We start from the raw sequence: 19,887 nt of genomic DNA, 5'->3' as shown, positions 1-19,887 counted from the left end.
TTTGCGCAGGTCCCGGACTTTGGCGTTGGCCGCCTCGATGATGGAAAGAATCTCGAGGAAGCTGCTGTCTGCGATATCCCCCTCCACGCGGAGGCTGACCAGATGTTCGCGGTAGTGGTCGTTGATGGCACGCTGCAGTTCGACGTCCCGGGCACGCAGCTCGGCGACGGTCGCGTCCAGGATCCCGGGGAAGAAGATTCCGAGCCCAACGATGTTCTCTTCGAGGATCCGGTAGATACTCTCCGTCCTCTGCATCAGGGCGGCAGGAACGGCCTTCCCGCCCCTGGACGCTTTATGGGAGAATTCCCCGAGATCCGCTCCGAGATCCCCGAGCCGTTCGATCTCGTTGGACATCCTGGCCAGGTAGACCACCCCGGTTGCGCCGGAGCCCGAGAGCGCCCGCTTCGAGAGCGCCCGGAGAGCCTGTTCGATCCGTTCGTCGAGGTAGTCGTTCAGGCTCTCGAGTTTCTCGACCATCTGGTAGTCTGCCTCCCTTCCTGTGGCGAGGCAGGTCATCGATGCACGGAAGAGGTCGAGCGTGATCTCGTGGGCATGCCGAAGCTCCTTCTGGATCAGCTCGAGCCCGAGGTGCGTATCGTCGGGGATGCCGTCTTCGAGGTAGCGCGTCCGCATCAGGATCTCGGGCTCGCTGCCGGGCACCGCCCGCTCAACGAGGCGTTTGAACTGTCCGATGAAGAGGAGGAAGACTGCCGCCGCGATCAGGTTGAAGATGAGGTGGGCGTTCGCCACCATCTGCGCCTCGGTCCCGCCGATCGTCTCCACGACGCCGGTGAACGGCACGAGGAAGGGCAGGACCAGGAGCACGCCCCCGAGGTTGAAGATGAAGTGAGCCGCCGCGGCACGCCGGGAGTAGAGGTTCATCCGGGCGGAGGCAATGAGCGTTGTCGTGGTCGATCCGATGTTTGCGCCGAGCAGGATCGGGATCGCCTGCGGGAGGGTGAGCAGCCCCTGCTGGGCGAGAACGACGACGAGGCCGGTCGTGACGGAGCTCGACTGCACCATGGCGGTGAAGAGGAATCCGATCAGGATGGCGAGCGGAAGCGACGAGAACTCCGTGATGATCCCGACGATCTCGGGATCGCTCTGGTAGGGTGCGAGCGCCGTGGAGACGAGGTTTAAGCTGAAGAGAACCAGGCCGAAGTAGAAGAGGGGTTTACCCAGGAACTTATACCGGCCGCCGAAGATCCCGACGAGAAAGCCGACCGGGATCAGCACCTGCCCGAAGGCCGTCATCTTGAAGGCGACGAGCTGGGCGGTGACGGTCGTCCCAATGTTCGAGCCGATGATGATGCCGAGGCTCTGGAGGAACGAGAGGGTCCCGGCGTTGACGAGCCCGATGGTGATGATCGTCGTCGCGGCGCTCGACTGGACGAGGGCGGTGACGCCGGCGCCGAGGAGCGCTCCGACGACCGGGCGCGTCGTCACTCTGCCGAGAATCCTGTTGAAACTTCCCTTCGCGACCGCCAGGATCTCACGGGAGAAGTTCTCTATGCCGTAGAAGAAGAGGATCAGGCCGGGAACAATGGCGAATACGAGCTCCCAGGGGACCATGGTATCGTATGAGATACATGGGAGGTGCGGACGGAAAAAGGAGATGAATTGTACCGATGCACCGCTGCTACTCGATCCTCTTCCCGATCGTCTCGATCGCTTCCATCAGCGTCTGCTGCTGCGGCTTGATGATCGCGACCGGACAGTCGACGATCTTCTCGACGATAGTGGCGAGGATAGGTGCGCAGATGATCCCGAGCGCCCCCTCCTTGTCCGCCCGGGCGGCGGCGATGATGCACTCGTCGAGCGACTCCGCCGAATAGCCCCGGATCCGGTACCGCCGGTCGCCGACCGGGATCTCCCGGTTGTCGAGGTCGTCGAGGAGGAAGCGTGCGGCGATCACCGCGATGAAGCTCTGCTCCCGCGGTTCGAGGACGCCGACGATCTTCTTCACTGTGGAGAGGCGGGGATCGGCTCTCCCGCCCGTCAGTTTGTAGAGGGTTGCGACCGGGATCTCCGCCCGGTCCGCAAGCTCCCGCACGCTCATATCCCGGCGCCGCAGCTCCTCCTCGAGTGCGGCCGCAAACTCGACTTCGAAGATCCTTCTCGAGAACATTACTCTCCTATAGGAGAATTATTTGGGATAAACATTTCTTTTTTGGTAAATTTCAGGCGAGAATAATGAGATTCCTCTCGGTCGATGCCTGACCGGCGCAGGCACCCCGGGGCAGAGAGTTTAAGGATGTGGAGGGCTACCACATCATTGGTTTCACGGGAATCACCCGGGTACTGCATGATGAACCTGACGCATACGGGGGTTGTGAATATGGTGCTCGGAAAGTCCTGCGGGCTCTACGTGCGGGTGGAGGATATCAGGTTGTTATGAAGACGGTTCAGGAGATTGGGGAGAAGATCCGGCGAGGCGAGGCGGTCGTCTACACGGCCGCCGAGTTCAAGGCGCTCGTCCGGGAGGGGGAGGCGCTCTCTGCGGCCGATGTCGACGTCGTCACCACCGGAACCTGCGGGGTGATGTCGGGCACCGCCGCCATCCTCTCGGTGCCGGTCGCTCCTGCGGGGAGCTTCGAACGGGCGGAGAAGGTCTGGCTGAACGGCGTGCCGTGCCTGCCGGGCCCCTGCCCGAACGAGCGGCTCGGCCTCGTCGATCTCATCGTCTCCGGCACCGCTCATGCGGGTTCCGACTACGGCGGCGGCCACCTCCTCCGCGACCTCGCCGCCGGAAACCGGATCGAGGTCGTGGCGGAGGCGAAGAACCAGACCTTCGAGGCGGCGGTGACGCTCGAAGACCTGCCGTTCGCCCGGATGTTCACGACCCGGAGCGCGTTTAAGAACTACACGGCCTTCGTGAACCGCCGGCCGACGATGGTTTCCACCATCTTCTCGGTGCGGGGGCTCCGCGGCCCGTGCCGCGAGGTCTCGGTGAGCGGCTGCGGCGAGATAAACCCGCTGCAGAACGACCCCGCCCGGCTCTCCCTCGGTGCGGGTGCATCGGTCCTCCTGAACGGAGCCGCCGGGATCGTCGTCGGCGAGGGCACGCGGAGCAGCCCGGAAAGGCCGAACCTCTCAATCAGCGCAGAGATATGCGGGATGCGGTCGCAGTATCTCGGCGGCTTTCGGACCTCCGCGTCGCCGGAGTGCTTCATCAGCATCGCCGTGCCCATCCCGGTGCTCGACGAGCGCAGCCTCGCGCCGCTCCGCGTCCTCGACGAGGAGATCCCCATCCCGATTGCCGATATCAACGACCGGAAGGTTCTCGGGGAGGGCTCGTACGGGGCGGTCTGGCAGACGACAGACCGGTGCGTGCAGTACTATCCCGACTGGTGCGAGGACTGCTCGGTCTGCTTCGCCGCCGAAACCTGCCCGACCGGGGCGTTTTCGAAAGGAAAAGGCATCGACCGGAACCGCTGCATCGACTGCGGCACGTGTATCACAGTCTGCCCAAGCAGCGCCTGTGAGGGCGACTACGGTTCCCTCCGTCTCCGGGGCCGGAAGATCCCGATCACCCTGCGGCAGTCCAGCCGCAGGCGTGCGGAGGAGATCTGCATCGACCTCAAAGAGAAGATACTGAGCGGAGATTTTCCCCTCTCCGGGAGATGATACGAGATGGACGACAAATACCGGCTGCAGTGCCTCGGGTGCTGGCTGCCGTTCGACGACCACTATACCCTTGAATGCCCTGCGCAGTGCACAGCGCTGGTCAGGACCTACTACCGGAATCGGCAGCTCGACATCAAAGACCTGCCCGGCATGTTCCGCTACATCGACTGGCTCCCGGTGGAGCACTCGCTTCCGCTGGATGCGGGACCGGTCTCCTACCGGAGCGAGGCGTTCGCGCGGGAGCTTGGGCTTGAGCATCTCATCGTCACCTTCTCCGGATACTGGCCGGAACGAAAAGGCAATATCCTGACCTGCTCGTTCAAGGAGCTCGAGGCGCAGCCGACAGTTCTCCGCCTGCGCGAGAAAGGGAGCGGCATCCTCCAGATCGCATCGGCAGGGAACACCGGGCGGGCGTTCTGCCAGGTCTCGGCGCTGACCGGGATGCCGGTCGTCGTCGTCGTCCCGGCGGAGAACGCCGATCGCCTCTGGACGACCGAGGAGGCCGGATCGGTCTGCCTGATCACGATCGAGGGGGATTACACCGATGCCATACAGCTCGGGAGGGAGATCGCCACAATCCCCGGGATCACCCCCGAGGGCGGGGCGCGGAACGTCGCCCGGCGGGACGGGATGGGCACGACGATGCTCGACGGCACGCTGGCCGCCGGCAGGCTGCCCGACTACTACTTCCAGGCGGTCGGGAGCGGGACCGGGGGCATTGCCGCGTGGGAAGCGGCGGAGCGGTTGATCGGCGACGGGCGGTTCGGAACACACCGCCCCGAGCTCCACCTCTCCCAGAACGTCCCCTTCATCCCGATGGTGCGTGCGTGGGAGGCAGGGCGGGACTGGATCCGTCATGAGGATATGCCCGATGCACGGCAGGCGATCGCGGCGGTCTCTGCCGACGTGCTGACGAACCGCGAGCCGCCGTACGGGGTAAAGGGCGGCGTCTACGACGCCCTCGTCGCGACCCGCGGGCGGATGTATGCGGCTACCAACGACGAGGCACGGTCTGCCGGGGCGCTCTTTACGGAGACCGAGGGGATCGACCTCGATCCGGCGGCAGCCGTCTGCGTCGCGTCACTGGTGCAGGCGGTCGAACGGGACACGATCGATACCGGACGATGCGTTCTCCTCAACATCACCGGCGGCGGCTACGAGCGCGTCCGGGAGGATCATGAGCAGCACCGGATCGAGCCGTTCCTCCGCCTCCCTGCCGGTGCGTCCCTCGACGATGCGGTGCGGCATGAGATTGCAGGGTGGGTGGCGTCCCATGCATGAACGGCACGTCATCGACCGGCTCGCCGGCCAGGGAATCGATACGGTGGTATCGCTCCCCTGCGATAAGACCAAAGATCTCTGCTTTCTCTTTCCGAAGCGGCTGCGCACCGTCGTTCTCACCCGCGAAGAGGACGGCATCGGCATCTCTGCAGGGCTCGCCCTCGCCGGGGGGCGGCCGGCGCTGCACATGCAGAGCTCGGGGCTCGGCAACTCCTTAAACGCCGTCATGTCCCTGACGGTGACCTTCGATCTCCCGCTCCCGATCCTCGCGAGCTGGCGGGGCGTCTACCACGAGAGTATCCCTGCCCAGGTCCCGTTCAACCGGGCGCTTCCCGGCGTGCTCGACGCGCTCGATATCCCGTACACCATCATCCGGGACGAGACGGAGGCGGGCCTGATCGACGCCGTCATCGAGAATGCCTACGGCGAGATGCGCCCGCACGTGGCTCTGATTGTGCCGTCCTTCTGGGAGGGGCCGGGGGATGTCTGTACACCCGCAGAATCGCCGCTCCCGCCCCGGAGCCGGAAATCCCTACTCGAATACCATCGGACGATCCGCGAACCCGGGATGACGAGGTTCGCTGCCATCCGGGTGATCGCCGACCTCCTTGAGGGCGAGCTCGTCGTTGCGAACATCGGCGTCCCCTCAAAGGAGCTCTATGCCGCCCGCGACCGGCCCGAGAACTTCTACATGCTCGGGAGCTACACCCAGGCGACGCCGATCGGCCTCGGGCTCGCGCTGCAGTCGGGCCGCGACGTGGTGGTGCTCGACGGCGACGGCAGCCTGCTCGGCTCGGCCGTCCTCCCGGTAGTGGCGGCCGAAGCTCCCGCAAACCTCACCGTCGTCTGCCTGGACAACGGCGCCTTCGGCAGCACCGGCAACCAGCCGACGAGCGCCTACGGCCAGGTGGATATGGAACTTCTCGCGATCGCCGCTGGGATCCGGAACACCGCCAAAGCCCATACACCGGAGGAGATCCGGGAGGCATGGGAGGCGCGGGGGAGGGGACCCGCCTTCATCCATATCGTCCTGAAACCGGGGAACGCACCGGTGCCGAACGTCCCGTACACCCCGGAGGAGATCCGAAACCGGTTTATGGGGTCGCTGCAGCGGGTATAGTCCTGTCCGGATACGTTTATCTCGGCCGCCGCCGTTCCCGGTGCATGCAACTCTCCGTCAGGTGGGGGCTCCTCTCCGTTGCCCTGATCCTCTTTCTCGCCGGATACCTGGTGGTGCGCTTCGATGCGCCCGATCTGGCGTCTGTTGTGTCGGTCATCTTCCTGATCGGGCTCGCTCTTCCTTCGTATATCGCCCTTGTGCGGTGGCTCGGGGCGGTGAGAGGCATCGGACTCCTGGTTCTGCTCAGCCTGCTGCCCCTGCTCGTCGAGGCGTATGCCGTCGCCACCGGCGTTCCCTACGGCAGGTTCACCTATTCTCCGCACCTCGGAGATCCCCTTTTCGATCTCGTTCCCTGGACAGTTGCATTTGCGTACCTGCCGATGCTGCTCGGAGCGGTGACCGTCGCCAGCGCCGCCGTCGGCACTGCATGGTATCGGCTGATTCCGGCAGGAACCCTCCTCCTTCTGCTCATCGATCTTGTCATCGACCCGGCAGCCGTGCACGCCGGTCTCTGGGTCTGGGCGGAGGAGGGCGCCTACTATGGTGTCCCGGTCTCGAACTTCGCAGGCTGGGTGCTGACCGGGGCTGCCTATATCGGGCTCATCTCGCTCATCGCCGCCCGGAAACTCGCAGCCGCTCGATCGGTTCCCGGGATGGTGGCGAGCAGTCTCCTGCTCATTCTGGCGTTCTGGATCGGCTATCTTGCACAGAACGGCCTTCTCATACCGGCATTTCTCGGGGCGGGGCTTTTTGCGGCAACCTGCCTGGTCGTTTTCAGGGACGACTCACCCCGGGAATAGCAGATGAGCGCCCGGCAGATGCTCCGGGTGGAATTGGTTTGCACGGGAAATGCAGCCCCGGCGTCGATCGGATCTTCGGTCTCTTCGGCAGCGGGAAAATTTATATGCGAGATCTGTGTTCTTTCGTCTGTTTCTGTTCCTGCCAGGGGGTTTATCAATGCGGGTTGTAGTCGTTGGGGCGGGGTTCGGCGGTCTCTCCATCGCCGTCCTTCTCGCAAAGAATGGTTTCGATGTCACGGTTATCGAGAAGAACGAACAGCCCGGGGGACGGGCGAGCGTCTACAGTGAGAATGGTTTTACGTTTGATATGGGGCCGTCGTGGTACCTGATGCCCGACGTCTTCGAACGGTTCTTTGCCGAGCTTGACCGGCGTCCCGAGGACTTCTTCCGGCTCATCAGGCTGGATCCCTCGTACCGGGTCTTCTTCGGCGATGAAAAAGCGGTCGACGTCTCCGCCGATCTCGAGGATAACTACGCTCTCTTTGAGTCGTTTGAGCCGGGAGGGGCGGAGAAACTGAAAGGCTATCTTCGGGAGTCGGAGGAGAAGTATGACCTTACCATGGGCAGCCTTCTCTATCGGGACTACCGTACGGTGCTCGATTTCCTTGACGGACGGCTTCTCCTGGAGGGAATGAAGCTGCACCTCTTTGAGAACCTGGAGACCTTTGTCCAAAACCACTTCGAGAGCGACGAGGCCCGGAAGATCGTGCAGTACTCCATCGGTTTCCTCGGCGGTTCGCCGCAGAATACCCCCTCATTCTACCACATCATGACGCACATCGATATGAACCTGGGCGTGTGGTACCCTGAAGGCGGGATCCGGGCGGTTGTACAGGGGCTGATCTCGCTCGGCCGGGAGCTTGGGGTCGAGTATCGGTACAACGAACCGGTGACCGCCATCAATGTGGAGCACAAGACCGCCCGCCACGTTGTCACCCCCGCCGGTTCCTACGATACCGATATCGTCGTGGTCAACGCAGATTACCCCTTCACGGAGCTGCGCCTCCTCGGGGAGGACGCACGGTCGTACTCCGCCTCGTACTGGGAGAAGAAGATCCTGGCACCTTCTGCGTTCGTCGCCTACCTGGGCGTGAACCGGGAGATCGGCGGGCTGGTGCACCACAACCTCTTTCTGGAACCGGACTGGGAGGAGAGTTTCGAGACGATCTTCGACCCCGAGAAGGCCGCCTGGCCGTCGCATCCCTCGTTCTACGTCAACGTCCCCTCCAGGACAGATACGACCGCTGCGCCGGAGGGCACCGACACGCTCTTTGTCCTGGCTCCCCTGGCTCCCGGCCTTGAGGATACCCCGGCGTTGCGCGATCGGTTCTACAACCTCCTGATGGACCGCATGGAGGAGATCCTCGGCGAAGAGATCCGGGACGCCGTCGTCGTCAAGAGAATATTCGCCCTCTCCGACTTTGCACAGCGCTACAATGCCTATAAAGGCACCGCGCTCGGGCTCACCCACACCCTCTGGCAGACGGCGCTCTGGCGTCCTGCACACCGGAGCAAACGGGCCGGGAACCTCTACTACACCGGGCAGTACACCCACCCCGGGATCGGTGTGCCGATGACCCTGATCTCGTCCCAGCTCGTCGCCCGTGAACTGACCGAACGGTATCAGTGAGGTGCGTCGTGATCGACAGAACCCTCTACACCATCTTCAAACACGGCAGCAAGACCTACTTCTACTCGACGCTCTTCTTCCCGCCGGCGGTGAAAGAGGACGTCTTCGCGCTCTACAGCTTCGTGCGCACGGCGGACGATTACGTGGATGCCGTGCCGCAGCAGGTTGAGGAGTTCTCCGCCTTTGTCGACCGGTACGCCTCGGCAAGAGAAGGCGAGACGACAGGGGATGTGGCGATCGATTCGTTCGTCGATCTTGCCGGGCGGAAACGGTTCGATCCGGCATGGACGGATGCGTTTCTCCATTCCATGGAGAAGGACATCACGGTCGGCTCCTACCGGACGATTCATGACCTGGAGGTCTACCTCTACGGCTCGTCCGAGGTGATCGGGCTGATGATGGCGCAGATCCTTGACCTCGCGCCCGAATCACACGCTGCCGCACGGAACCTGGGGCGGGCGATGCAGTATATCAACTTCATCCGCGACATCCCCGAAGACCTCATCCTCGGGCGGACATACTTTCCCCGGGAAGAACTGGACCGATTCGGGCTCGACGACCTCTCGGAGACCGCCGCCCTCCGGAACCGGGACTACTTCGCGGCGTTTGTCCGGTTCCAGCTCGGGCGGTATCGGGAGTGGCAGGAACAGGCGGAGGCCGGGTTCGGATGGATACCCCGGCGCTACCTGATCCCGATCAGGACGGCGTCGGACATGTACCGGTGGACCGCCATGACCATCGGCCGGGACCCCGCCGTCGTCTATCGACGCAAGGTGAAACCGTCGGTGATGCGGATCGTATCCGGCGCCACCTACAACACCCTGAGGACGTAGAGGTGTAAAACACCGTGGTTTTGCGACTGTTCTCACTTGCCTGGCGGGTCTCCCGGTTCCGGTTCTGGATCTACACCGGCGGGACGTACGTGGTCGGCTACGCGCTCGGGATGAACTCCTGGTCGGCCTTTTTCGCCCCCGAATACATCCTCTTCCTGCTCTACTTCTTCCTCCCCGCCAACATCTTCATCTACGGGGTGAACGACTGGTGGGACCAGGAGACCGACAGGTTCAACCCCAAAAAGGACGTCAAAGAGTATCGTCTGAGTCAGGCGGACGGCCGGAACCTCTTCCTCCTCCTCGGGCTGTCGGGCGGCATCAGCCTGGCGCTGCTCTTCGTGCTGGATACTGTCGGGCAGGTGCTTCTCCTCTCGTTCCTCTTTCTGTCCTACTTCTACAGCGCACCCCCGCTGCGGTTCAAGGAGGTGCCGTTCCTCGACTTCTCGTCGAACATGCTGTACATCGTCCCGGGCATCCTGGGCTACTACCTCGCGAGCGGCGCCATCCCCCCGCTCCTTCTCATCTTCGCCGGGTACTTCCACATCGCGGCGATGCACCTCTTCTCCGCCATCCCCGACATCGGCTACGACAGGGCCGCAGGGATGATGACGACGGCGGTTCTCCTGCAGAAGCGGGGCTCGCTCCTCCTCTGCCTCGGGTTCTGGTCCGCTCTCGCTGCCATTGTCATTCTGCTCGCCGGCTTTCGCCCGCTCAGCCTGCTGGTGCTGGTCTACCCTGCAGTCCCCCTCGCTCTCCTGCTGCGGCAGGACCTCTCGCTCGAACGGGTCTACTGGTACCTCCCGTATGTTAACACCAGCCTTGGCGGACTGGTCTTCGTCCTTGCAACCCTCCGGACGGTCTCGTAGTAGGGTCAGACCAGCAGCGTCGTGATCAGCGGGATTGTGAGGAGCGAACCGATCGTCGAGACGAAGACGACCTGCGAGGCGAGGCGCGAGTCGGAGCCGTACTGCTCTGCGAAGATGACGGTGTTCGCGGCGACGGGCATCGCGGCGAGGGTGATCAGCACGCCGAAGATCAGGGGATCAGTGACGAAGGGGCGTGCGAGGAACCAGAACGCGACCGGCAGGATGAGGAGCCGGATGAGACTGACTGTTGCGGTCCGCCAGTTCCCCACCATCTCCCGCGCCGGGAAGGTGGCGAGCAGCGCCCCGACGACGATCATGGCGAGCGGCGTCGTCACGTCGCCGAGGATCGCGATCGAATCGATGAAGGGGGAGGGGATCTCCACCGAAAAGAGAAAGAGGAGAAACCCGATCACCGATGCGGCGATCCCGGGGTTTGCAAGCATCTTCGGGTCGAACCCCTCGCGCCGCCCCTCGGTCATCATCGCTATCCCGACCGAGAAGACCAGGACGTTGAAGACCAGGTTGAAGATGGCGACGAAGAAGAGCGCGTCTGCACCGTATATCGCCCCGATGACGGGAAAGCCCATGAACCCGACGTTCCCGAAGACGACGGCGAACTGAAAGACCCCCCTCTCCGCGGCCTCGCGGGAGAGCGCCCGTGATGCGAGGTAGGCGACGGCGAACGAGAGAACGTAGAGCGCTCCGGTCAAAAGCAGCATCTCTTCGGTGTTCGCGAGGCGGTCCGGGGAGAAGGGCACCTGCATCGAGACGATGATCAGGGCGGGGATCGTGACGTTGATCAGCAGCGCAGATATCCGCCCGGTCGAGTGCCGGTCGAGGATGCCGGCGGCGAGGGCGATGTAGCCCGCCGCGATGAGGAGGACGAGGATGAAGATCCGGTCCGCCACCATCAGAAACTCTCCGATCATCCCGTCCATGCTGTCGTCCTCACTGTGTTCCTCAAAGATGTGCCCCGATCATCCATTACGGTTCTGCTCGATGTCGCGCGAGTGGGCGGATCTTTATTACGCCGGCAACGCTACCTCTCTTCCATGCAGGAGAAACCGTGGCATCTCGCTGTCTCGGCGGTGATCCGCAGCCGCGAAGGGAAGGCGCTGCTCCTGAGGCGTGCTCCCGACGACGAGATCAATCCCGGGAAGTGGGATCTGCCCGGCGGCAAGCCCGACCCGGGCGAGACCTTCGACCGCGCCCTCCGGCGGGAGGTCGCCGAGGAGACCGGCATGCACGTTCTGATCCGGCACGTCGCCGGTGCCGGAGAGCTCGAGCTCACTGATAAACGGATCGCTTACCTGATTATGGAATGCGACGCCGACACCGAGGACGTCAGGCTCAGCCCCGAGCACGACGAATATGGCTGGTTTGCTCCCGGGGAGATCCGCTGCCTCGATCTTGCGGAACAGTTCGCAGGGCTGTTTGGCCCGTAGTCCGGTTCTCTAGACCTTCCGGAGCGGCCGGAGCACCAGATACCAGAGCGCGAACGTCACGAAGAGGAACGCCTCTCCGGCGAAGAGAAGAAGGGGATCGCGGAGGGTGCTTCCGCCCTGCACGGTATACCCGCGGAAGTACGTGGCGAGGAGGATCGCTCCGAGCGTCAGCGTGACGAGCGAGGTGCCGAGCAGGATGGAGATCCGGTGACTGTTGCCCGGGCGGAGGAGCCGTCGCATCCTTTCGGTCAGGGAGTAGCGGCGCCACTTCCGGTCTTCGTCCTCCGTCACCATCCCCCGGTCCGCCAGCAGGGAGAGATGCTCGTGGACGGTGGATTTGGCGAGGCCGAGGTGTCCGGCGAGCTCGCTGACGGTCATCGGCCGGGCGTCGAGTGCTTTTACGATCGCAACCCGGGTGTCGGAGGAAAGTGCCGCGATATCGGCACGGTCAAGAACAATCTCTTCAGTCGCCACAGGTATCCCCCGCCGCCTTCCCGGTGCAGCCGGTATCAGACCGTTTCCCGCCGGAGAGGAAGTAGATTTTGATCCGGTCGAACGGGTGCAATCCATGCCGGGATTACCCCGCGGTCATCGTCGGCAGCGGGCCGATTCCGGGTGCATCCGTGCCCTGCACGATGAAGGTCGCCGAATTCCCCCGGGGGAGGCGCTCCACGACATACCCGGGATCGCGCGCGACCTCTTCTACGCGGGAGACGGAGCCGTGCTCGATGACGGTCACCAGGTTGGGATTGTAAGTGAGTGTCGTGCCGTTTTGAGTCGTGAAGGTGCATGGGGTGGTCAGGGTGATCGAGAAGAGGAGAATCTCCTCCTGCTTTGGCCTCGGAAGGTCGGCCGCCACCCGCACCTCGCGCCATTCCCCGTTAGCGAGGTCGTCGACGGGCACCACGGCCGGTGCGCCGGTGATGATGGTGTCCCCTTCCATGGACCCGGTAGTGGTGTTCAGGTGCCCGACCTCGGTCGTCAGCGCAAAGTCGGCATGAGCACAGTCTTCCCCGGCAAAGTTCCTGACGAAGAAGTCGAGATCGATCCTACCGCCTTCGATCGCGATATCGCGGGTGTACCGGATCTCTTCCGGGCGTGCCGGTTCGGTGCTGTAGTCGACCCCGAGATCGATTGCCCGGTCCCAGGCGGCGGCGTCCTGCAGCAGCCAGGTGTCGTTCTCCACGTCGTAAACGATGGTCGCACTTTCGGAAGGGTAACGGTAATCGAGCCCCGGTGCCGACACCAGTATCCAGTTCACCCGGTTGATCGGTTCCTGCCGGTGCTGCACATCGGGAGGGAAGGCGGTGAGGATGGCGAGGTTTGCCGCAACGACAATGACGATTGCGACAAAGCCGATCCGTACCCACGTCTTCCGGGTCATCATAGTATTATCACGTTTGAAGAATGGTGATTTAGAGGTATGGGCTCATCATCAGTACATCTCCGGTCTGTGCGTCGATGACGACCAGCCCTCCCTGGAGAACGTAATCCTCAGGCTCGCCTTTCATCGTTACCACCCACGTCAGCGCCTGCATGCCCGGTTGTGTGTATTCGATGGAGAGATCCGCTGTTGCGTCGGTCACCCTGATCTTCGGAAACTGCCCGGCCGCGATATTCAGCGCTTCATCGCGGGTGACTTTCGGTTCGAGCGGGCACCGGATCTCGCGCTGGATTCCGATGTAGGAAGTGACATCGCCGCTCCCCGGGTCGAGACTGACGACGACCGTGTTCGGCGTCAGGACACCGTCGACCTCTTCTCTCCAGACGTACGTGTATTCGCTGCCCGCATCGCCATGAGAGAGCAGGTTTGACTCAACAAGCTGCATGTTCTTCCCTGCAAAGCCGCCGTATTTCTCCCCTGCGTAGACCATTGCTACCGCTTCGGCTTCGGCAGGATCGAGTCGGATGTCGTGGGAGTCTTTCTGCGCATGGCTGAACGAGGCACGCTCCACTGTCCCGGTGTATGCGTTGACGTAGACCTGTCCCTCTCCGGTGTTGAAAATGTAATAATCTCCCAGATTCAGGTTTTCGGTCTTCTGGTACTGGACGGTCTCGTCCGGTGTGTTGATGAACTCCTGTGCTTTCCCTTTCGCAATATCCACTCCGATCGGAGCGCCGGCGTTAGCCGCGGCAGCGGCCGAGACTGTAATGAAGATGCATATGATTGCAATAATCGGTATCTGTTTCATGATCGAATCACCCTCTCAGTAGACTCCGTAACGAGCGGGAGTGAGGTAGCTGTTGTAACTGCCGGAGATCTCGTAGGTCTCCACTCCATGGTATCCATACGGCCACTGCCAGTAGCAGTCATCCTTTGCGTTGCTTGTGGCGCTTACAACGGTCTCTCCGTTTCGTACCCTATCCCAGAAACTTTCTGACCAGCATTTTCCGTTTTCAACCTCGACCTCACCATCGAAGCCGATGCAGATGTCCGCGCCTTTTCCCGTGACAGTTTGCTGGACGAGGTCGCCGTTGTACGGGTTGTAGTGAGACGAATAGCAGGCGAGGTAGACTGCGAGCAGGACATCGCGGATGTCAGTTCCGTAATCCCGGATGTAGTACTGGTAGGTTCCGGGATAGTGCCCGTCGGTATCGGCCAGTATCCAGGATTCGGAGGAGAACTTTATCCCGCCCCCTTTGTGCGAGTCGTCGTAGTAGAGGCCGTGACCGTTGAAGAAGAATATCGCGTCCGACCTGAATTGGTTATACGCCACTGATGCTAGTGCGTTTGTGGACGACGAACTGTCGTAGCTTATTGCAGCCTGATCGACCCGTGCGTCGTACGCAGTTGGTGTCGTATCCGAACAGTCGTAGTTGTGCGCCGGCGTTAGTGCACCGGCGGCAGAAGGCAATGCTGCCAGTAGGCAGCATGCCATCAGCATGAATAGCCATCGGTTCATGAGTAATTCTCCGTGAGCGTCCGTGCGTCGGATGGCCCGGAAACATGCCTGTGTCTGCTGGAAATCTCATAAAACCCTACGCCGTTGTTCGGAAAAAACCGAATGAATCTTAAACCTTCTGATCCGGTTCCTGGTGAGTGGCTACCTCTGAATCGTCATGTTATAAGAACACTTCTGTGTAGTTCGGAAAAAACCGAACGACGGCTGCGGGTTTTATCCCTTCTCATGACCTAAAAACGCGTTGGGTATCGCGTGCGGCACCCGTAACAATGCGCGAGGCCGCCCATCCCTGGTTGACGCCCGGATGATGCGCCCCGCATGCCCGGAGGCAGAAGGAATGTACACATTTCGCGTACTTAAGTGTGTGTTCCTCTTCCCCGGGGGAAGAAACTGGAGGAAAGCAAATGAAAAGCCAATTAAAGCACTTGAGCTATCTCCTGGCGTGCTTCGTTGCGATAGCAATGGTTGCCCCGGGGGTGAGTGCTCAAAACACGACGGAAGATGTCAGAGTAAGTATCGATGAACCTGCCATTGTCATCGGGGAGTCTATGAATGTTCTTGCTCGGGATGCTACATCCATATCTGACCTGAAATCTTCAGGAATCATCGAGCCCGAAGACCTCAAAATTCCCAAAGGCATTACCCGATACGATCTCGTGACGTTCGATCACGCTGCATTGAACAAGGGGGTGCAACAAGGTACACTTCTGGTTCAGATCCATGGAAAGGACTACACAGTTGATCTGAACAGAATGACATTCGAAAACCTTGATGACGGTATCGATTCGTTCGAAGGGTCGATACAGGGTGTGAAAGAGAGTGATGTCCTTCTCACAACTGGAAGTAATGTTCTCGTCGGAAGTGTAGTCTTTAATAACGAGACATTCTGGATCATGCCGGTCGAACCGCGAGCACGTGCGGAAAGGTCACAGTCGCCTTTGCACATCATCTACAGCTCCAAAGACGTCGAACACCAGGAAGAACCAGTTACAATTGACTATGGGCCCGTTGCACCTGAGAGCGAATATTCAACAGGTAGTGATCAGCGTACCGAACTGCACGTTGATGGCACAAGGCAGTATTACACTGTTACTATCCTTGTAGCAACAGATAATGAGTTTTATCAAGATCAAACAAATTGGAAGGCAATAGCACAGGACATCATCGCTACGGCAAATCAGCAGTTTGGAAGAGATGATGTCCAGGTCTCCCTTTGCGTTATGGGGTATGATGATTCCAGGCGGATTCAGCTCTCCAATCACCCCGAAATCATATCCGATCCTCTCGGTGCTTTCTGGGATGTGTACCCGCTATTAGATCTTGATGCATGGTCATCAGATCTCGGCTTATATCTGGGTGGTTACGATCATAGCACTGGTGTCCAGGGGGCGGCATATGGATTTACTAACAACGGGAGACACGCTTGGGCGCAGATGGTAACAGATTGGGATGACGGGGCGTATTGGGGTACGACTCACGGCCGCAGGTGTGTGAGCATTCATGAGATAGGTCATAACTTTAACGCCGACCATGAAAGCACGCCCGGGTATAATCAGGCGTATGCATTTAATGGCGGTCTTACCCATACGGTGATGTGGAGTTATTATTTTGAACATCTCAATTGCTATGAGTTTTCGTCCGACGATTATCATGGAGATGCCACTCACGACAACGCGAGAGCCATTCGTGAAGCAAAGGCATGGGTTGCAGGCTATGTGTAACACCACCCATACAAGTTTTGTAGAGGTCAAAGCATGGTACAATCACCTCCTGCGATAGTACACCGGCATAAAAGACTCATTCTGGTACTCGTTGTACTGGTAATCCTCCCATTGATCTGCATTGCTGCTTTTCCCTATCTCCTCTCCCTGACCGTTCCGCCCGACCGGCTCCAAGTCTTCGAGGTCACCGAACAACACGCCCAGAACGGCACGATTGTCCATCTTGACGAGCAAAACTTTCAGGAACACCCGGTGCTGGAAGACGTGCTGCTCGGAAGCGAGCACGATCGGCCGGGGCCTCCGTATGCCAAAGGCGACCTGCGCCGTGTAGGCGAGGTGGAATATCCTGAAAAGATAACGCAGACGACCATCGATCGCTACATCATTGATAACACGACTGGCAAGAGGAAGTACTTTGAGTATACGGGGCGATACTACAGAGTCGGGACGGTCTATCAGGATTAAGGTTCCACGATAACGACAGCATGAGAAGGTTATGTACATGATGCAGAGAACAATACCCCTTGTTTCAGTCATGCTTGTTCTCATGGCAGCTCTGCTCTCAGGCGGCTGCACCGATGAAGGAGGGGCTGACGAGGGAACCGTCGAGGGTGTCGGGACGGTTCTGCAGGTCAATGGCAGCAGCACATATGTCATTCAGACGGCGGACGAAGCACGGTATGTTCCTGTCAACCTTGATGAGAACTACCGGGTTGATGGCAGGGTGATCTACTTCCGGGGAGTTGTCCCCGGAGGCTGGTAGAGTGTCCGAAACATCAGGCATCCCTCTTGAGATCCGCGATATCGGCACCTATGTTCCACCCGGATCAAACGCCACGATCACGTTTGAGAAGATATAATTGTGGGTTGGGCAGCATTGCTCTGCCCTCTCCAGCAGGGGTGGCAAGGGAACCTCAGACTTGGGTCGTGGGTGTGCACTACACGATGGAGTTCTTGTGGTACTCCTTACTATGGCATTTTCACGAACGAGAGTCCCCGGACATCGTGGCAGGAGTAATCATGAGAATCGCCGAGGTGAACTCGCTAGGATTGTATGTAATGCTTCCCGTTCTTACAGGGGATTATGTGCACCCGCATAAGCGTCTGAGTTGTCCATCACCCAGGTCGGCGCTCGGAAGATACACACAACCCGGAACTGGGAATCCTTAATGGAATTCCGGCTTGAGACGATGATCGGTTTACGGTAACAGTTTCGTAAGGGTGAGTGAAGCATGCGGCAAGGAGTATCGATGGACGCTATTTTAACGGGATTATTCGCCGTGATGCTCCTTCTCTTACTCTTCTACGATACTCTCAGGAGGGTATATCCGGGACTGGACCCTCTCCTCATGCTTTTCGGCCAGCTTGCCGGCCTCGTTTTCCTGGCACTCCTCGTATTCTGCATCGCCGGTCTGGTGCTGCTGATTGTCCGGCGATTGTACCGCAGATAGCGGGTTCGTCCCGGCCGGAACGGTACCGGAGCTCCGGTCGTGGGGGTGCCGGCACGGCATAACTCACAGTGAACAGAACGCTCTTCCCTGAGTGCCCTTCCTTACTCTATCCTCTTCCCGATCGTTTCAATGGCTTCGATCAGCGTCCGTTTCTTCGGCTTCATGATCGCGACCGGACAATCGACGATCTTCTCGTCGATGGGGAATTTGCCGTGCTGGGCATGCATACAAAGACCTGAATTTTCAAAGAGCTGGGGTATATCGTATCTCCTCTCCTGCATAGGTTTCTTAAGTCGGCTAGTCGAGGATGAATCTCCTGCCGTCTGCCCCGTGCTCCCGTTGCCAAAACGGATAAAGACACCATGACGCGGAGAGAGATTCGACAGAGGTCATTTATAGAAGGGTGTTAATTTCTCATGTGCGGGTACCGGAGCCGGTATCCCGAAGCGGGGGGAGGCCCATCCGTGGTTGACGCCCGGAAGTGCTGCCGGAGTGACGGGACTTCCAGAGCACCCCGGTTAGAAGAAAAGATTTACCGAATAGGAAACTGGTGGTCCCGATGAAAGGTGTGGTATCGTTATCCATCCTCGCATTCGCACTCGTCCTGGCAGCCGGATGCGCATCCCCGCTGTTCAGCACGGTCGTCGTCAGGGATGCGTACTGCGATCTCGACAACAATTTCACGTTCACCCTGGAAAACACCTGCGGCAGCAACCGGTCGGTCGACTACGTCTGGACTCTCAACGACCCCATGGGCGGTTACCTGCTCCGTCAGGGGGAAGGATCGGCCGTTCTTCAACCATTTGAGTCCCGGATGGTTACCATCAAAACCGGCGTACCCTTTCACGAATATTCCTTCATCGGCGCCGTGATGCATATCACGCTGTGCAGCGATGGGAGTGAGATCTACCGATACGAGGAGCAAAAGTCACCCTCCGACTGGGATTACTCCATGCTGCCCCCTGTCAGGTATCTCGTGAAACCGAAACCGACAACATTCGTCTTCTCCACGTCCGTCGACCGCGGTCCGAACGGCGATTTTCTTGTAGCCATCGACAACGTCTCCTACTCGCCTCAGGATACCTCGGCGGAGATGCGGACGTCCCGGTTCTATCTGCAGATCGGGGATGCGGGCTGGTGGACGTCACGCATCACGTCGTCCCCGCAGAACGGCTCCGCACCGGTCTTCGTGGACAGCGACGGCGACTCGTGCATCTCCGCAGGTGATTATTACATCGTGTCAAGGACCTTTGCGGGACAGGACGTGCGGTTCCGCACCGGGGGCGTGTACATCGTCCTGCAGCACACCTGCTCCCCGTTGGAAAGCGGTCGCCTTCGTTACGGCGAATGCCCGCTCCCCTCCGACGGTTGACTTGTATAAGGGGCCCGACGCGGAGACGGACGACACAGATAATATATACGTGTCGGCGTTCCAGCGTTAGCATGACGATGTCGAAACGGCATCGCCGGAGGTCATACTCTGCCGCACTCACTTCCTGCGATGGTGCACCGGCACAAGAGACCCATTCTGGTACTCGCTGTACTGATAGTAGTCCTCCTGGCGATCTGCGTTGCCGCGTTTCCGTATCTCCTATCCCTGACCGTTCCGCCGGATCGGCTTCGGGTCTTCGAGGTCACCGGGCAGAAAGCCAAGAACGGCACGGTCGTTCATCTTGACGAGCAGAACGTTCGGGAATACCCGGTGCTGGAAGACGTGCTGCTCGGAAGCGAGCACGATCGGCCGGGGCACGGGGGTGCGGCATGCCGTCCCGGTTAAGAACTGCTTAAATACCTGCAATCCGACGCAGATCCTTCGAAATTTCGACCCTCACAGAAGCCCGCAGTCGGACGATCTCAGGGCGGGCCATACTAAACATCGTCCGGAAATTACCTTCGCTCATATCGCCGATATGGCCCTCGGATCCTGCCGATTTACGGGAATCTGAGCCACATCCTCCGGCCGATTCCGATGCCGAATTCCACCGTCTGACGCATCCGGTAAAATCGAAAAAGAACGGCGATTTGCCCTCCGTTCAGAGCGAAAAGAGGGGCGGTCACCCCCCAAAAGCCCCGGTGCCGGACCCTGCCCGTGCGATGTACACCGTGCGGCACGGTTACGGCAGGGTTGCAGCACATTCTGTCGCCATTCTAAGGCATTTAGTCGCCTTGTTTCCAAATATGGCGCCCGAACGGCGCTTTCTATGGGTCAT

At 60.3% G+C, this 19,887-nt stretch carries 21 protein-coding genes and 1 pseudogene; 12 read left to right on the top strand and 10 right to left on the bottom strand.

Annotation, left to right across the window (positions count from 1 at the left end; translation table 11 throughout):
- Positions 1 to 363 precede the first annotated feature (363 nt).
- Together FGU65_RS07940 and FGU65_RS07935 are read right to left on the bottom strand one after the other, a co-directional pair.
- A pseudogene (locus tag FGU65_RS07940) lies at positions 364 to 1,572 on the bottom strand (Na/Pi cotransporter family protein); the annotation flags it as partial.
- 67 nt (positions 1,573 to 1,639) lie between these two features.
- Entirely contained in the window at positions 1,640 to 2,128 is a 489-nt protein-coding gene (locus tag FGU65_RS07935) for a helix-turn-helix domain-containing protein (RefSeq protein ID WP_301663899.1), read from the bottom strand.
- A 266-nt stretch (positions 2,129 to 2,394) separates the two neighbouring features.
- Here FGU65_RS07935 and FGU65_RS07925 point away from each other — a divergent pair, with 266 nt between their 5' ends.
- The 7 genes from FGU65_RS07925 (at position 2,395) to FGU65_RS07895 (ending at position 10,157) form a co-directional block, all read left to right on the top strand.
- Complete coding sequence (locus FGU65_RS07925; RefSeq protein WP_301663898.1) at positions 2,395 to 3,627, top strand: methanogenesis marker 16 metalloprotein; 1,233 nt, start codon at positions 2,395 to 2,397, stop codon at positions 3,625 to 3,627.
- A gap of 6 nt (positions 3,628 to 3,633) precedes the next feature.
- Positions 3,634 to 4,908 (top strand): cysteate synthase, encoded by a 1,275-nt coding sequence (locus tag FGU65_RS07920; protein WP_301663897.1) that lies wholly within the window; start codon positions 3,634 to 3,636, stop codon positions 4,906 to 4,908.
- Positions 4,901 to 6,028: a sulfopyruvate decarboxylase subunit beta gene (gene comE, locus FGU65_RS07915; RefSeq protein ID WP_301663896.1), complete on the top strand. Its 1,128-nt coding sequence runs from the start codon at positions 4,901 to 4,903 to the stop codon at positions 6,026 to 6,028. The genes FGU65_RS07920 and comE overlap by 8 nt, the downstream gene beginning before the upstream one ends.
- A gap of 44 nt (positions 6,029 to 6,072) precedes the next feature.
- Entirely contained in the window at positions 6,073 to 6,828 is a 756-nt protein-coding gene (locus FGU65_RS07910; protein WP_301663895.1) for a carotenoid biosynthesis protein, read from the top strand.
- Between the two features lie 157 nt (positions 6,829 to 6,985).
- Complete coding sequence (gene crtID / locus FGU65_RS07905) at positions 6,986 to 8,458, top strand: bifunctional phytoene desaturase/3,4-desaturase (RefSeq protein ID WP_301663894.1); 1,473 nt, start codon at positions 6,986 to 6,988, stop codon at positions 8,456 to 8,458.
- 8 nt (positions 8,459 to 8,466) lie between these two features.
- Entirely contained in the window at positions 8,467 to 9,291 is an 825-nt protein-coding gene (locus tag FGU65_RS07900; protein WP_301663893.1) for a phytoene/squalene synthase family protein, read from the top strand.
- Positions 9,292 to 9,305: 14 nt separating this feature from the next.
- Entirely contained in the window at positions 9,306 to 10,157 is an 852-nt protein-coding gene (locus FGU65_RS07895; RefSeq protein WP_301663892.1) for a prenyltransferase, read from the top strand.
- Between the two features lie 5 nt (positions 10,158 to 10,162).
- Here FGU65_RS07895 and FGU65_RS07890 read toward each other — a convergent pair whose 3' ends face one another.
- Entirely contained in the window at positions 10,163 to 11,095 is a 933-nt protein-coding gene (locus FGU65_RS07890) for an AEC family transporter (RefSeq protein WP_301663891.1), read from the bottom strand.
- Positions 11,096 to 11,209: 114 nt separating this feature from the next.
- On the opposite strand from FGU65_RS07890, the gene FGU65_RS07885 reads away from it, so the two are divergent.
- Complete coding sequence (locus FGU65_RS07885; protein WP_301663890.1) at positions 11,210 to 11,602, top strand: NUDIX hydrolase; 393 nt, start codon at positions 11,210 to 11,212, stop codon at positions 11,600 to 11,602.
- Positions 11,603 to 11,611: 9 nt separating this feature from the next.
- Here FGU65_RS07885 and FGU65_RS07880 read toward each other — a convergent pair whose 3' ends face one another.
- The 4 genes from FGU65_RS07880 to FGU65_RS07865 all read right to left on the bottom strand — a co-directional run bounded on the left by FGU65_RS07880 (position 11,612) and on the right by FGU65_RS07865 (position 14,319).
- Positions 11,612 to 12,076, bottom strand: coding sequence for an ArsR/SmtB family transcription factor (locus tag FGU65_RS07880; protein ID WP_301663889.1), 465 nt, complete (start codon positions 12,074 to 12,076; stop codon positions 11,612 to 11,614).
- A gap of 103 nt (positions 12,077 to 12,179) precedes the next feature.
- Complete coding sequence (locus FGU65_RS07875) at positions 12,180 to 12,989, bottom strand: hypothetical protein (RefSeq protein ID WP_301663888.1); 810 nt, start codon at positions 12,987 to 12,989, stop codon at positions 12,180 to 12,182.
- A gap of 28 nt (positions 12,990 to 13,017) precedes the next feature.
- Positions 13,018 to 13,794 (bottom strand): hypothetical protein, encoded by a 777-nt coding sequence (locus FGU65_RS07870; protein WP_301663887.1) that lies wholly within the window; start codon positions 13,792 to 13,794, stop codon positions 13,018 to 13,020.
- 15 nt (positions 13,795 to 13,809) lie between these two features.
- A complete protein-coding gene (locus tag FGU65_RS07865) occupies positions 13,810 to 14,319 on the bottom strand; it encodes a hypothetical protein (protein ID WP_301663886.1) in 510 nt (169 codons plus the stop codon).
- A 590-nt stretch (positions 14,320 to 14,909) separates the two neighbouring features.
- Between FGU65_RS07865 and FGU65_RS07860 the strand changes: the two genes are divergently transcribed.
- Positions 14,910 to 16,226, top strand: a complete 1,317-nt coding sequence (locus tag FGU65_RS07860; protein WP_301663885.1) for a M12 family metallo-peptidase — start codon at positions 14,910 to 14,912, stop codon at positions 16,224 to 16,226.
- A gap of 42 nt (positions 16,227 to 16,268) precedes the next feature.
- On the opposite strand, the gene FGU65_RS07855 is transcribed toward FGU65_RS07860, so the two are convergent.
- Positions 16,269 to 16,763 (bottom strand): hypothetical protein, encoded by a 495-nt coding sequence (locus tag FGU65_RS07855; RefSeq protein WP_301663884.1) that lies wholly within the window; start codon positions 16,761 to 16,763, stop codon positions 16,269 to 16,271.
- A gap of 10 nt (positions 16,764 to 16,773) precedes the next feature.
- Here FGU65_RS07855 and FGU65_RS07850 point away from each other — a divergent pair, with 10 nt between their 5' ends.
- A complete protein-coding gene (locus tag FGU65_RS07850) occupies positions 16,774 to 16,989 on the top strand; it encodes a hypothetical protein (protein ID WP_301663883.1) in 216 nt (71 codons plus the stop codon).
- Positions 16,990 to 17,476: 487 nt separating this feature from the next.
- Entirely contained in the window at positions 17,477 to 17,677 is a 201-nt protein-coding gene (locus FGU65_RS07845; protein ID WP_301663882.1) for a hypothetical protein, read from the top strand.
- A 101-nt stretch (positions 17,678 to 17,778) separates the two neighbouring features.
- Here FGU65_RS07845 and FGU65_RS07840 read toward each other — a convergent pair whose 3' ends face one another.
- On the bottom strand, positions 17,779 to 17,958 hold the full coding sequence (locus FGU65_RS07840; protein ID WP_301663881.1) for a hypothetical protein: 180 nt from the start codon (positions 17,956 to 17,958) through the stop codon (positions 17,779 to 17,781).
- 278 nt (positions 17,959 to 18,236) lie between these two features.
- Between FGU65_RS07840 and FGU65_RS07835 the strand changes: the two genes are divergently transcribed.
- Positions 18,237 to 19,049 (top strand): hypothetical protein, encoded by an 813-nt coding sequence (locus FGU65_RS07835; protein WP_301663880.1) that lies wholly within the window; start codon positions 18,237 to 18,239, stop codon positions 19,047 to 19,049.
- 219 nt (positions 19,050 to 19,268) lie between these two features.
- On the opposite strand, the gene FGU65_RS07830 is transcribed toward FGU65_RS07835, so the two are convergent.
- Entirely contained in the window at positions 19,269 to 19,427 is a 159-nt protein-coding gene (locus FGU65_RS07830; RefSeq protein ID WP_301663879.1) for a hypothetical protein, read from the bottom strand.
- Positions 19,428 to 19,887: the final 460 nt, after the last annotated feature.

The sequence above is a fragment of the Methanoculleus frigidifontis genome (genome assembly GCF_030464345.1).
Lineage (GTDB): Archaea > Halobacteriota > Methanomicrobia > Methanomicrobiales > Methanoculleaceae > Methanoculleus_A > Methanoculleus_A frigidifontis.
The sequence above is the reverse complement of the archived record's forward strand: the minus strand, read 5'-3'. Positions and strand labels throughout refer to the sequence as shown.

What these genes read in the sequence shown, in the direction of transcription:
- FGU65_RS07935 (WP_301663899.1), bottom strand. Translation starts at nt 2,128, where the DNA reads ATGTTCTCGAGAAGGATCTTCGAAGTCGAGTTTGCGGCCGCACTCGAG.
- FGU65_RS07925 (WP_301663898.1), top strand. Translation starts at nt 2,395, where the DNA reads ATGAAGACGGTTCAGGAGATTGGGGAGAAGATCCGGCGAGGCGAGGCG.
- FGU65_RS07920 (WP_301663897.1), top strand. Translation starts at nt 3,634, where the DNA reads ATGGACGACAAATACCGGCTGCAGTGCCTCGGGTGCTGGCTGCCGTTC.
- comE (WP_301663896.1), top strand. Translation starts at nt 4,901, where the DNA reads ATGCATGAACGGCACGTCATCGACCGGCTCGCCGGCCAGGGAATCGAT.
- FGU65_RS07910 (WP_301663895.1), top strand. Translation starts at nt 6,073, where the DNA reads ATGCAACTCTCCGTCAGGTGGGGGCTCCTCTCCGTTGCCCTGATCCTC.
- crtID (WP_301663894.1), top strand. Translation starts at nt 6,986, where the DNA reads ATGCGGGTTGTAGTCGTTGGGGCGGGGTTCGGCGGTCTCTCCATCGCC.
- FGU65_RS07890 (WP_301663891.1), bottom strand. Translation starts at nt 11,095, where the DNA reads ATGGACGGGATGATCGGAGAGTTTCTGATGGTGGCGGACCGGATCTTC.
- FGU65_RS07885 (WP_301663890.1), top strand. Translation starts at nt 11,210, where the DNA reads ATGCAGGAGAAACCGTGGCATCTCGCTGTCTCGGCGGTGATCCGCAGC.
- FGU65_RS07875 (WP_301663888.1), bottom strand. Translation starts at nt 12,989, where the DNA reads ATGATGACCCGGAAGACGTGGGTACGGATCGGCTTTGTCGCAATCGTC.
- FGU65_RS07870 (WP_301663887.1), bottom strand. Translation starts at nt 13,794, where the DNA reads ATGAAACAGATACCGATTATTGCAATCATATGCATCTTCATTACAGTC.
- FGU65_RS07860 (WP_301663885.1), top strand. Translation starts at nt 14,910, where the DNA reads ATGAAAAGCCAATTAAAGCACTTGAGCTATCTCCTGGCGTGCTTCGTT.
- FGU65_RS07855 (WP_301663884.1), bottom strand. Translation starts at nt 16,763, where the DNA reads ATGACTGAAACAAGGGGTATTGTTCTCTGCATCATGTACATAACCTTC.
- FGU65_RS07850 (WP_301663883.1), top strand. Translation starts at nt 16,774, where the DNA reads ATGGCAGCTCTGCTCTCAGGCGGCTGCACCGATGAAGGAGGGGCTGAC.
- FGU65_RS07845 (WP_301663882.1), top strand. Translation starts at nt 17,477, where the DNA reads ATGGACGCTATTTTAACGGGATTATTCGCCGTGATGCTCCTTCTCTTA.
- FGU65_RS07840 (WP_301663881.1), bottom strand. Translation starts at nt 17,958, where the DNA reads ATGCAGGAGAGGAGATACGATATACCCCAGCTCTTTGAAAATTCAGGT.
- FGU65_RS07835 (WP_301663880.1), top strand. Translation starts at nt 18,237, where the DNA reads ATGAAAGGTGTGGTATCGTTATCCATCCTCGCATTCGCACTCGTCCTG.